The organism is Polaribacter sp. HaHaR_3_91 (genome assembly GCF_019278525.1).
GTDB lineage: Bacteria > Bacteroidota > Bacteroidia > Flavobacteriales > Flavobacteriaceae > Polaribacter.
Map to the genome: position 1 here is coordinate 2,625,437 of NZ_CP058986.1, position 12,954 is coordinate 2,638,390.

The 12,954-nt window shown below is 29.5% G+C and carries 12 protein-coding genes; 5 read left to right on the top strand and 7 right to left on the bottom strand.

Translation table 11 applies throughout. The annotated features are described in order from the left end of the window. Window positions 1-309: 309 nt before the first annotated feature. Entirely contained in the window at window positions 310-1,671 is a 1,362-nt protein-coding gene (gene mqo / locus H0I27_RS11130) for a malate dehydrogenase (quinone) (RefSeq protein WP_218730778.1), read from the top strand. Here the strand turns inward: mqo and H0I27_RS11135 are convergent. The 5 genes from H0I27_RS11135 to H0I27_RS11155 form a co-directional block, all read right to left on the bottom strand. Beyond that, window positions 1,666-2,802 carry a lycopene cyclase family protein gene (locus H0I27_RS11135; RefSeq protein ID WP_218730779.1) on the bottom strand — a complete coding sequence of 379 codons (1,137 nt, stop codon included), beginning with the start codon at window positions 2,800-2,802 and terminating at the stop codon, window positions 1,666-1,668. The two genes, mqo and H0I27_RS11135, sit on opposite strands and share 6 nt — an antisense overlap. A gap of 66 nt (window positions 2,803-2,868) precedes the next feature. Beyond that, the gene (locus H0I27_RS11140) at window positions 2,869-3,318 is read right to left on the bottom strand and encodes a sterol desaturase family protein (RefSeq protein WP_218730780.1); all 450 of its coding nucleotides are present in this window, start codon (window positions 3,316-3,318) and stop codon (window positions 2,869-2,871) included. Next, on the bottom strand, window positions 3,318-4,160 hold the full coding sequence (locus H0I27_RS11145; RefSeq protein WP_218730781.1) for a phytoene/squalene synthase family protein: 843 nt from the start codon (window positions 4,158-4,160) through the stop codon (window positions 3,318-3,320). Before H0I27_RS11145 ends, H0I27_RS11140 begins: the two co-directional genes overlap by 1 nt. A gap of 2 nt (window positions 4,161-4,162) precedes the next feature. Further along, on the bottom strand, window positions 4,163-5,629 hold the full coding sequence (locus H0I27_RS11150) for an NAD(P)/FAD-dependent oxidoreductase (protein ID WP_218730782.1): 1,467 nt from the start codon (window positions 5,627-5,629) through the stop codon (window positions 4,163-4,165). Between the two features lie 58 nt (window positions 5,630-5,687). Further along, entirely contained in the window at window positions 5,688-6,581 is an 894-nt protein-coding gene (locus H0I27_RS11155; protein ID WP_218730783.1) for a MerR family transcriptional regulator, read from the bottom strand. Window positions 6,582-6,700: 119 nt separating this feature from the next. Here H0I27_RS11155 and H0I27_RS11160 point away from each other — a divergent pair, with 119 nt between their 5' ends. From H0I27_RS11160 to H0I27_RS11170, 3 genes are read left to right on the top strand one after another with little or no spacing between them, the layout of a single operon-like run. Continuing rightward, window positions 6,701-7,195 carry an RNA polymerase sigma factor gene (locus H0I27_RS11160; protein WP_218730784.1) on the top strand — a complete coding sequence of 165 codons (495 nt, stop codon included), beginning with the start codon at window positions 6,701-6,703 and terminating at the stop codon, window positions 7,193-7,195. Window positions 7,196-7,199: 4 nt separating this feature from the next. Continuing rightward, a complete protein-coding gene (locus tag H0I27_RS11165; RefSeq protein WP_218730785.1) occupies window positions 7,200-7,814 on the top strand; it encodes a hypothetical protein in 615 nt (204 codons plus the stop codon). A gap of 8 nt (window positions 7,815-7,822) precedes the next feature. Further along, window positions 7,823-8,305, top strand: a complete 483-nt coding sequence (locus H0I27_RS11170) for a hypothetical protein (RefSeq protein WP_218730786.1) — start codon at window positions 7,823-7,825, stop codon at window positions 8,303-8,305. Here H0I27_RS11170 and H0I27_RS11175 read toward each other — a convergent pair. Then, window positions 8,302-9,321, bottom strand: a complete 1,020-nt coding sequence (locus H0I27_RS11175) for a low specificity L-threonine aldolase (RefSeq protein WP_218730787.1) — start codon at window positions 9,319-9,321, stop codon at window positions 8,302-8,304. The genes H0I27_RS11170 and H0I27_RS11175 overlap by 4 nt on opposite strands. Before the next feature lie 11 nt (window positions 9,322-9,332). Then, window positions 9,333-11,753 carry a zinc-dependent metalloprotease gene (locus H0I27_RS11180; RefSeq protein WP_218730788.1) on the bottom strand — a complete coding sequence of 807 codons (2,421 nt, stop codon included), beginning with the start codon at window positions 11,751-11,753 and terminating at the stop codon, window positions 9,333-9,335. Window positions 11,754-11,840: 87 nt separating this feature from the next. Here H0I27_RS11180 and prfB point away from each other — a divergent pair, with 87 nt between their 5' ends. After that, the gene (gene prfB, locus H0I27_RS11185) at window positions 11,841-12,935 is read left to right on the top strand and encodes a peptide chain release factor 2 (protein WP_218730789.1); all 1,095 of its coding nucleotides are present in this window, start codon (window positions 11,841-11,843) and stop codon (window positions 12,933-12,935) included. Window positions 12,936-12,954: the final 19 nt, after the last annotated feature.

Here is a 12,954-nt window from a genome sequence, read left to right on the forward strand (position 1 = left end):
TAAATCTATTTTTAGCTCTATATTTAACAACGTGCCAGGAAATTATCTCTTTTTAATAATTTAGAAATCTTAAATACTTTAATTAATTCAGAAAAAAGAGAATCCATTTATTTTTTAACTTCGTTCTATTAGTTTTTAAAATGGATCACACAAACCAATATCTTCAATATAAATTTCTATATATTTACTTATAAGAGATTTATTTATCTTTTACATAATTTAACAGTACAATAATTACTGAAATCTCAACAAAAATCAGTTTTAAAAACCTCAAGAAACAAGTATCTTTGTGCTCTTAAAATAAAAAAAATGCCAAAGATTTCATCTGTAAAACATTCCGAATTTGTACTTATTGGAGGCGGTATAATGTCTGCAACATTAGCCATCTTGCTTTATGAAAAATTTCCTGGAAAGAAAATAACCATCATAGAAAAGCTACCTACAATAGCCCAAGAAAGCTCTGAGGCTTGGAATAATGCTGGTACTGGACATGCTGGAAATTGTGAATTGAATTATACTCCAGAAAAAAAAGGTGTTGTAAATATTACAAAAGCCATCAGTATATCGGAGCAATTTACAGAAACTTATAATTTTTGGAAAGACTGTGAAGAAAAAGGCTATATCAACAATTTATCAAAATGTATAAGTGAAGTTCCACATCTTAGTTTTGTTAGAGGAAAAAAGGACGTTGCTTTTTTAGAAAAGCGTTATGAGGTTATAAAAGATACCCCTCAATTTAAAGACATGCTTTTCTCTAAAGATAAAGAACAAATAAAAAAATGGCTACCTTTAATGATGGAAGGAAGAGCCGATAAAGAAGAAATTGCTGCTACCTTTTTTGAAAAAGGATATGATGTTAATTTTGGTGAAATTGCAGAACAAATATTTCGTTTCTTAAAAAAACAAGACAACGTAGAATTATTAAATCATAGCAATGTTAACAATATACAAAAGTCTAAAAGAGGTAATTGGGTAGTAACTATAAAAGGACAAAACGTTGTTAAAAGTTGGATGCTTGCCTCTAAATATCTTTTTATTGGAGCTGGTGGAGGTACATTGCCTTTATTAGAGAAAGCAAATATAAAAGAAGCAAAAGGTTATGGAGGTTTTCCTATAAGTGGTCTATGGTTACGTTGTACCAATCCAGAAATTATAGAAAAACATAACGCAAAAGCTTACGGTAAAGCAGGACGTGGTGCACCACCAATGTCTGTTCCTCATATGGATTCTAGAATGATTAACGGTAGAAAAGAATTATTATTTGGCCCTTTTGCGGGCTTTACAACTAGATTCTTAAAACATGGTTCTATGTTTGATTTACCAAGATCTGTTGAGTTTGATAATATTATGAGTTTATTAGGTGCAGGTTATCAAAATTTACCGCTTGTAAAATACTTAATAAAACAAGTAAGATTATCCTTTAAAGACAGGATGGAAGAATTAAGAGCTTTTTATCCTGAAGCAAATAACGACGATTGGAAAACTGTAATTGCTGGACAACGTGTTCAAATTATAAAAAGAAATAAAAAAGGGTTTGGTAAATTAGAATTTGGAACAGAAATAATAATTTCTGAAGATAAAACAATTGCTGCTCTTTTAGGCGCTTCACCTGGTGCATCTACTTCTTACTCTGTAATGAAAGAAGTGTTTGACAAAAGTTTTAAATTATAAAATTCTTTTAAAAAGTGCTATGATAAAATGTTTTGGAGGCATTTTAAGTATCACTTGTAAATCTTCAAAAACAGAAGTTTCTTCATCTAAAAATTTTAATATTTTTTTAGGTGAAGAACGTTTAAATAAATTTGAAAAAAGAAAAGATCCTATATGGTTTTTTTCACTTAAAATATCTAATAACAGTAAATCATAAAACCAAAATTTATTTATTTTATGAAATTTTGGTAATGGTTTATTTTGTTTTAAATGATTGATTAAAAGGATTGTTTTTTTATTAATCTTATTAAAAGTAAAACCTGTACTTGCTTTAGACCAGCCACCTGCAGTACCAATATTAATAATATTTTTAGAGTTTTTATTCCAAAATTTATAACAGGTCATTGGTATTAAACCTTGCTCTTTTTCAATAATTTTATAATTGTTAATATTTTTACTTTGTAGATATTTTTCTATTTCTGTTTTATAAATATTATAAGCTAATAAATCTTTAGAAAACAAGGTATACTCAAACAATGCTTCTTTTTTATTGTAAGGAAGTATATACATAAAACGTGTATTTCCTTTTTGCTCAACCGTAAAATCCATAAAAGTTGCTGCACTATCATCAAAAAAATCTTCTTCTGTTTGTATAAAAAAACCAACAAAATGTTGTCTTAAAACAGGGTATTTAGACTGTTTTTTATAATCATCACTCAAAATACTATTAAGTACAGTTCGTGTTTTTAATACCTTATTTTCTGTTATTACTTCTGCTTCAGAGGATAATTGATTAATATTAAGAACACTTTCTTCAAGAAAAGAAATATTTATTTTTGAGGCTATTTGATTCCATATTTTTAAATAAAAATCTTTACTACGAATCATTTTATACTGATAAGGAGCAATATTTTCTACCTTATTATATATAGCACTCTTAAATACAATATTTTTCCAAGAAGTAGTTAAAATGTCATTCCATTCGCCATCTTGTTCTTCCCAATAACACCAAGTTTTATCGTTAACTTGCTTTTTTACTTCGTCTACAATCAATATGGATTTGTTATCAAAGAAAGAATCTTTAGACATTCTGTAAGCCATCATTAAGCCAGATGCTCCCCCTCCAACAATTATGTAGTCGTAATAATTCAAAATAGATAAAATAATGTGTTTAGTAAAAATTGAAATAATTCGAAGAAACTAGTAAATTTTTAAACTCTAAAGTTTAGGTTTTTTAAAATATTTAAAAGGGACAAATAACATTCCAAAACACTCTCCTTCTTCTTTTCCTAAATGTTTATGATGCATTTTATGCGCTTTTCTCAAACCTCTTAAGTAACGGTTATTAGTATGCTTAAACCACTTAAAACGCTGGTGAATTAAAACATCGTGCACTAAAAAGTAGGCTATTCCGTAAAACAGAATTCCAAGTCCAATAAAAAACAAGAACGTGTATTCAGTATACGTACCAAAGTAAAAAAGTAAAATACTAGGTATTGCAAAAACAATAAAATAAGCATCGTTTTTTTCGAATACACCTTGGTATTTTGGTTGATGATGATCTGCATGCAAATACCAACCAAAACCATGCATCACAAATTTATGCGTACACCAAGTAACACATTCCATAAAAAGAAAAACACCTAAAGTAATTAGTACAAAAATCATTAAATAATGTTTAATTTATATTTTACGTAACTTCTAGCTAACAAATTTATTTTCATCGGATTCGATATACGAATTCTAGTATCCATAATTTTTTCTGATGGAACTTCTTTTAATTTCTTCAGTAATCTTTTATAATATCTATATGCCATATAAACACCAAACTTAGCTTCAACAGGCAATTTAAGAATTCCGTTTTGATAAGCAAATTCAAAATCTGCTTCTATTTCGTCAATAATCAACTGCTTAGAAGATGCATCTAATTCTCCCAAATTTATATTCGGAAAATAAGAGCGATTCAACACTTCAAAATCATCTTTTAAATCACGTAAAAAATTTACTTTCTGAAAAGCAGAACCCAAACGCATTGCAGCCTCCTTTAATTCTTCAAACCTTTTATTATCACCATCAACAAAAACCTTTAAACACATTAACCCAACAACATCTGCAGAACCATAAATGTACGCATCATATTCTTCTTTAGTTTGGTATTCTGTTTTAAATAAGTCTGCTTTCATACTTTTTAAAAAGGCTTGCACCATTTCATCTGGTATTTTGTATTTATGAACCGTTTGCTGAAAAGAATTTAAAATGGGATTTAAACTAATACCAAGCTCTTTTGCTAGATAATAATCCTTTTCAAAATGTTCCATTAAAAGTTCTTTTTCATAATCATGAAAAGAATCTACAATTTCATCTGCAAAACGCACAAAACCATAAATATTATAAATATCTGTTCTAATTTTTGGAGACAACATATTTACAGCCAAAGAAAAAGAAGTGCTGTATTTTTTTGTAACCAACTTACTGCATTCACTAGAAACGCTATCAAATAGTTCTTTCATAATTATAGTTGATTTTTAAAGATTAATTCTGATGCAATTTTTCCAGATATTAAAGCAGGAGGAACTCCAGGACCAGGAACCGTTAGCTGTCCCGTAAAATACAAATTTTTTATTTTACTACTTTTAATTTTTGGTCTTAAAAAAGCAGTTTGCAAAAGTGTATTTGCCATTCCGTACGCATTTCCTTTGTATGAGTTGTATTCACTTTTAAAATCATTTACACAAAAAGACTTCTTAAACAATACATGTTTTTTTACTTCCTGACCTGTTAACTTCTCAAACCTGTCCATAATTTTATGGAAATATTCTTCTCTCAGTTCATCCGTATCCTCTATTCCAGGAGCCAGAGGTATTAGAAAAAAACCAGCTTCTTTACCTTCTGGTGCAGAAGTTTTATCTGTAATAGATGTAAAATTCGCATAAAAGAGAGGATCTGTTGGCCATTGCGGTTTATCATAAATTTCTTTAGCGTGTGCATCAAAATCGGTATCAAAGAACAGCGTGTGATGACTTACGTTTTCTATTTTTTTATCAAAACCAACATAAAACAACAAAGAGGATGGAGCAAAGGTTTTTTTCTCCCAATAACTTTCTGAATACTGTCTTACATTTTTATCTAACAAAGTTTCTGTATGATGATAATCTGCTCCACTTAAAACTAAATCCGTTTTAATTTCTTTTCCATTTACCAATAAACCAGTTACATTTTTAGAAGTATCAGTTATAATTTTTTCAACATTGGCATTCGTTTTAAACTTAACCCCTAAACTTTTAGCCAAGGAAACCATACCTTCTATTACGGTATACATACCTCCTCTTGGGTGCCATGTTCCTAACCCGAAATCTGCATAATTCATAAAATTATAAAATGCAGGAGTATTATTTGGTTTTGCTCCTAAAAACAAAACAGGAAATTCTAAAATCTTGATTAATTTTTCACTTTTTATATCCTTTCTCACTTGTTTTCTTATGGTTGAAAAAAACTGAGAAACTCTTGCAATAGTTGTTGTATTCACTAATTCTAAAGGAGAAACCCCTGGTTGATACACCAAATCTTTTATGGCAGTATCATAATTAGATTTTGCTGAATCTAAAAAAGTTTTTAAATGCTTGGCACTTCCTTTTTCTTCATCTTCAAAAAGTTGATAAATCTTTTTTAATTCACTGGCTATTTTAACAGATGAGTTTTCTCCAAAATAAACTTCATAACCAGGATTTAATTTATCCAAGGTATAATAGTCTGATGGTTTTTTATCAAAATCAGCAAAAAAACGCTCAAACACATCGGGCATCCAATACCAAGATGGCCCAATATCAAAAGTAAAACCATCTTTTTTGTACTGTCTTGCTCTTCCTCCTAAAGTATCGTTTTTCTCTAAAATAATAACTTCATAACCTGCTTTTGCTAAATAACAAGAAGCTGATAAAGCAGAAAAACCCGATCCTATTATATAAATTTTCTTCTTCATTTTTAATTTTGTTTAACAAATATACAATTTTATTAAACATAAAATTGAAAATATAAAATTATATCACCTTTAACAAATCAGTTATAGTGTTATGTAGGTGAATTTGTGGACTTAAATCTAAGTGTTTAACCTGATTTACTTTTTGACCAATAGCTATAAAAGTCTTACCTGAATTACGTATCATAGCATCTATTTCTTTAAAATAATCTTCTATTTTATCATCATACGGTTTAATAGTTAAAGAAGTAATAAAACAAATTTCATTATCACTTTCTAAAAAATAATCCAAATTGTTTAAAGGCAAACTTTGCCCTAAATAAACGGTATGAGCCCCTCTTAAAACAAGTTCGTAATTTAAATATAAAAGTCCAATTTCATGAATTTCATTTTCTGGCAAAAACAACACATACGTTTTACTTGTTTCAGAAATATTAAACTGTAGTTTTTCTGTATTTATAAGAATTTTCTGAACAATTAAATTAGAAATAAAATGTTCGTGAGCTGGTTTTAAAGTATCCGTTTGCCACAATAAACCCACATCATTTAAAAAAGGAATAAAGACTTCTTGAAAAATTTCTTGAAAAGTTTTTTCTTCTAAAAGTTTTTCATAAACATTATTGAACAAGCGTTTATCAAACTGAAACATCGATAGTTTAAGAGCATTAATAGATTCGTCATTTAAAGATGTTACAAAAGCTAATGCTCTAGTTTGTAAAATTAGCTCTTCATCAGACATTTTTGAAATCTTAGAGATCTTAATATCATTATTATTTAATAAAACAATATTTAGGAGTTTCTGTAAATCTTCATTTGAATAAAAACGAATGTTTGTTTCACTCCTTTTTGGCTCTAAAAGATTATACCTTTTTTCCCATATACGGATTGTATGTGCTTTTATCCCTGAAATATTTTCAAGGTCTTTAATGGTAAAATCCAATTTAATATTGTTCAATGTATTTTATTTTTAGTTCAACAAAGTTAACGAAAAAACAAAGAATAAAATATTTTTTATTTAAAATGTAACAATTTATACTTTTACCCTACTAATAGGTAACTAACTAATTTACAAAAGTGCAAAAAGATTTAGAGAAAAATTTTTTATTGGACTTTGAAGAAAATCAAAATATTGCTCATAAAATTTGTAGAATTTACACTACAAACCAAAGTGCTCATAATGATTTATTTCAAGAGATAACCATTCAGCTTTGGAAAAACTATCCAAAGTTTAGAGGAGACTCTAAATTTAGCACCTGGATGTACAGAGTAGCTTTAAATACAGCAATTTCTTTGTATAGAAAATCTACAAGAAGAGTTAAAACACAAGATATTAGTGATTTTGCTTATAAAATAAAAGCGACTGATTATGATGATACAGAAGAAATACAATTAAAAGCGCTGTACAAAGCAATTCATCAATTGAATGATATTGACAAGGCGTTGATATTTTTATATCTTGAAGACAAACCTTACAAAGAAATTTCTGAAACATTAGGAATTTCATCTGTAAATGCAAGAGTAAAAATGAATAGAGCAAAAGAGAAATTAAAAAACATTTTAAACCCATAACAGCATGGATTTATTAGATAAATATAAAAAAACTTGGGAAAATCAACCAGAAGAAGGAAATAAATTTTCTGCTGTTGATATCTACAAAATGGCTAAATCTAAGTCATCATCTATTGTAAAATGGATCTTTATTATTGGTATTTTAGAATTTGTATTTTTAAATTCTATTTGCTTTTTCTTAGATATGGAAGAAGCATATTTAGAATATGAAAAAATTGGATTAATAAATTTTGTTTATTATTCTCAAGTTTTGGCATATATAATTTTGTTCTATTTTTTAGTAATGTTCTACAAGAATTACAAAAGTATTTCTACCATTGATTCAACTAAAAAGTTGATGAAAAAAATTCTTAAAACTAGAAAAACAGTAAGAAACTACGTAATCTTTAACTTAGGTTATATGGCTTTATTGATGATTATTGTAATGGTAGCAGAAATAAACTTTAAATCTGAAGAGTTAGAAACCAAACAAATATTTTTAATAATTCTTTTAACTCTTGTTGTTACATTGGTATTATTAGGTGTATTATGGCTCTTTTATCAATTGCTTTACGGAATATTATTAAAAAAATTGAATAGAAATTATAAAGAATTAGCTAAATTAGACGAGAATAATTAATTTTTATTATGAAAAAGTATTTCCTTCTTTTGTTTTTAAGCACTTCTTTTACCATGATTTCTCAAGAAAACACTGATTTTTGGGACAATGTACAGTTTGGTGGTGGCGTAAGTATGAGTTTTGGTTCACAAACCACTATTGGTATTTCTCCGAGTGCCATTTATAATTTTGACAATGGCTTTGCTTTAGGAACTGGTTTAACCTATATCTATAGTAAAAACCAAGATGTCAAAACAAATGTTTATGGAGCAAGCATTATTTCTTTATACCAAATACCTAATATAGGTATTCAGCTTTCTGGAGAATTTGAACAATCATTTGCTAAACAAACGTTTAATTCACAAAGTACAAGTACTAGTTTTCCTGCATTATATTTAGGAGCTGCTTATAATACGGGGCGTTTTGCTATTGGTATAAGATATGATGTTTTGTATGATGACAGAAGCGTTTACTCTTCTGCCATATCACCAATTATTCGTTTTTACTTTTAAAAACTTTTCAATTCCCTTAAAAGAATTTCATGCATTTCCGCTGTGTAATCTAAATGGGTAACAATTCTTATTCTTCCCTCGCCCATTGGCGTTAATAAGATATTTTTTGCTTCCATTTTATGGATAAATTTGTCTGCTCCTATTTTAGCATCAACATAGAAAATTACAATATTAGTTTCTATAGGTTCTACTTTTGTTACATAAGAAACAGCTTCTAAAACAGCACCTATTTCCTGTGCTTTTTTATGATCTTCGGCCAATCTTTCTACATGATTATCTAAAGCATAAATTCCGGCTGCAGCTAAAAAACCGACTTGCCTCATTGCTCCTCCTAATAATTTTCTTATTCGTAATGCTTTTGCAATATGCGCTTTAGAGCCTAAAAGAATAGAACCAATCGGCGCACCTAACCCTTTAGAAAGGCAAATAGAAATCGTATCAAACAATTCACCATATTGTTTTGGAGTCTCATTTTTTGCAACCATAGCATTAAATAAGCGTGCACCATCTAAATGAAAGGCTAAATTATTTTCTTTCGATATTTTTTGTAATTTTTCTAATTCAGAAAACTCCCAACAAGCTCCTCCTCCTTTATTTGTAGTATTCTCAATACAAACCAAACTCGCAAATGGCGTATGAATACCAAAGCCTTCATCAATAGCATCTTGTAATTGCTCTGCAGTAAACATACCTCTATTTCCATCAATTAACTTACAAGTAACACCAGAATTAAATGCTGCTCCTCCACCTTCATAATTATAAACGTGTGCGTATTTATCGCAAATTAACTTATCTCCTGGTTGTGTGTGTAATTTTATGGCAGTTTGATTTGCCATGGTTCCGGACGGAAAAAACAACGCATCTTCCATACCAAACAATTTTGCCGCTTTTTCTTGTAATTCGTTGGTAGTTGGGTCCATTTTAAAAACATCATCACCAACGTTGGCAGTCATCATTGCAGCCAACATTTCTTTTGTTGGTTTGGTAACTGTATCAGAAATTAAATCAATTATCATTACGTCTTTTTTTAATATTTATAATCTGTTCCTATTGGAGATCCATCAGGAATTTGTAGTGCTTTTGTTTTCTTAAATGATGTTGGCTTTTTCTTAAAATCATCAATCATTTTTATCATTGCAATATCATATATTTTCTGAACTCCTTTTGATTTTTTGTTTTCTAAAATTGATTTTATTTCATCTAATTTAAAAAGCACAATTGCATTAACTTGTTTGTACTGATTTTTATAAGACGCTAAATAAAATAATTGCTCTAAAACAGTGGTATTAATTACGTTTTGTAACTCTTGATAATAAGAATCTTTATGTGTTTTTTTTATTGATTTAGAGATTAACTTATCTATTAGTTCATCTAAACCTAATTGATTTTCATCTAAACTTTTGTGTGCAATTAATCTTGATGCTCTTTGTGGGTTTAACAACAAGTTTAAAGTCATTTCAGAAGCAGTTTCTACGGCTCCAAAAGCATCAAATTCTACACCTAAATTACTTTTAAAAGATTCTCTAGTTCTACCAAAACCCATCGCCCTTGGCGGAAACAGAGCTAGTTTTTCTTTAGGAATTGCAATTTCATCAACAGCTATTGTTTTTAAAACTGCTTCTAATGCTATTTTTTCTAAAGAACCAGAAACTCTTTTTACAACAGTTTCTTTACCTCCTTTTACTGCATAAGAATACTCTAAACCACCAATTAATTTTACGGTTGCTTCTGTTTGAAATCTGTGGAAAAAATACAACGGAACAAATACATCTTCTAAAACAGAGTAAGGTTGATTGGTTTTTATATTATCGGTAGAAAAATTAGCAATCGCCATTTTTCTAATTTCAAGTAAATTATATAATTCTTCATAAATAGTACCGCCATTATCCCATAAATGAGAAGATGCACTGGCGCTTCCTTGAGATCTAGAATCTGCATCAGATAAATACTTAAATCCTTTTGCAGTAGCATTCTCAATAATTTTATTTAATTCATTCTCTTCATCCGTTTTAAAATCTTGATAAAAATAGGCGACAATTACTTTATCCCAATCTCCTATTTTATTATCATAAGCATTAGAAAAATCAATTTTACCTCCTTTTAAAGTAAACTTTGGATGCGGATAATCCATTACAGAAGCTCTACCATTTGTACTAGCAGCAAAATTATGAGCAAAACCTAAAGTATGCCCTATTTCATGTGCAGATAATTGTCTTATTCTTGCAACTGCCATTTCTAAAGCAAAACTATCATCAGAATTATTATTTGCATAAGGAGCTTGCAAAGCTTGTGCTATTAAAAAATCTTGACGAATTCTTAAACTTCCTAAACTAACATGCCCTTTAATAATTTCTCCCGTTCTTGGGTCAGAAATACTAGCACCATAACTCCAACCACGGGTAGAACGATGTACCCATTGTACCATATTATAACGAACATCTAACGGATCTGCTCCCTCTGGCAACATTTTCATTTGAAAAGCATTTTTGTAACCAATCGATTCAAAAGCTTGGTTCCACCAACGTCCGCCTTCTAACAAAGCAGAACGTACAGGTTCTGGAGTACCTCTATCTAAATAATAAATAATTGGTTCTTTAGCTTCAGAAATTACTGCTTCTGGGTTTTTCTTCTCCAATCTATGACGACGAATAAATTGCATTTTTATGGGCTCGTTTACTGGAGTTGCATAATCTAAATAAGACATTGGATACCCACCAGAACGAGGATCGAACTTTCTTGGTTTGTACTTATTATCTGGTAATTCTACAAAAGAATGATGTTGGTTTACAGTTACCAAACTAGCATTAGGACTTACACTACTTATGTCACCTCCTTTGGCAGTACCTTTAAAAGTTAACAAAACATCAAACTCAACATTTTTAGGAAACGCTTTTGTTCTTTTAATATTAAAAGCAGATTTACTTTTATCTAAACTATAACTACCTTGTTTTGTTCTTACCAACTTTGCAGAAACTCCATGAGCATCTCTTATAAAAAAATCTGTTGCATCTACTAAATACACGCCTTTTTTAGTTTCTTTTATTGTAAAACCATGCAAAACAGATTTTGCAAATGCTTCTTTTACAGATTCTTTTTCTTCCTTATTATCTGTTATAGCTCTATACTCTAAATTAGGCTGTATTAACAATAATTTATTACCAGCTTTTTTTAAATAAACTACTACACCACCTCCTAACTGGCCTCTATCTAAACCAATATCATTAGACCCAACTCCTTCAGAAAGAGAACGTACATAAAGAAATTCTTCTTCTAAAGTATCTATTTCAAGAAATATTTTATCAGAGTTATCATTATAATAAAAGGTAAAATAACCTTCGAATTTAGTAATTCCTTTTTGCAATTTATTACCTGTTTTTTCTGTAAAAAACTGAGAAAATCCATCAACAGAAAGTGTAATTAAAAATAAAATAAGTAGTGTTTTTTTCATGTTTTGTATAATTTCTATAAAACTATAAAATAACTATCACCTTTTAAAACAAGAAATCTTAAAATTTCATTTATTTTTGTTCTACTTATGATTACACAAGAACAACTTAAAGATATTGCCGAAAGAATTGAAAAGTTAAAATCTTATTTAGAGATTGATAAAAAACTGATTGAAATTGCCAATGAAGAAGAGAAAACGGTAGATCCAGATTTTTGGAACAACCCTAAAGAAGCAGAAGTTTTTATGAAAGAGCTTCGATTAAAGAAAAAGTGGGTAGAAGACTATCATAAATCCATCACTTTAAGTGAAGATGTAAATGTCTTATACGAGTTTTACAAAGAAGGTGAAATTGAAGAAGCAGAAGTTGTAGAACAATTTGAAAAAGCAAGTACATTTTTAGAAGATTTAGAGTTTAAAAACATGTTATCCGACGAAGGAGATGTATTATCTGCTACCATACAAATTAATGCAGGCGCAGGTGGAACAGAAAGTTGCGATTGGGTAGAAATGTTGTCCAGAATGTATACCATGTGGGCAGAAAAACAAGGTTATAAATTAAAAACACTTAATTACCAAGCAGGTGATGTAGCTGGTATTAAAACCATAACCATAGAAGTAGATGGCGATTATGCCTTTGGATGGCTAAAAGGAGAAAATGGCGTGCATCGTTTGGTACGTATTTCACCATTCGATTCTAATGGAAAACGTCATACAACCTTTGGCTCTGTCTATGTTTTTCCTGTTGCCGATGATTCTATAGAAATAGAAATTAATCCGGCAGATATAGAAATTGTAACTGCGCGTTCTAGTGGTGCTGGCGGACAAAATGTAAACAAAGTAGAAACCAAAGTTCAGTTAACACACAAACCAACCGGAATTCAGATTTCTTGTTCTAACTCACGTTCTCAGCACGATAATAGAGCAACAGCATTAAAAATGCTAAAATCTCAATTATATGAAATTGAATTGCAAAAACAACAAGCCACAAGAGACGAGATTGAATCTGGAAAGCTAAAAACGGAATGGGGAAGCCAAATTAGAAACTATGTAATGCATCCTTATAAATTGGTGAAAGATGTAAGAACTGGTCACGAAACGGGTAATGTAGACAATGTAATGAACGGAGATATAAACCCGTTTTTAAAGTCTTATTTAATGTTAAATGGACAAAAAAGCGATTAGATTTAAAACACAATTATTA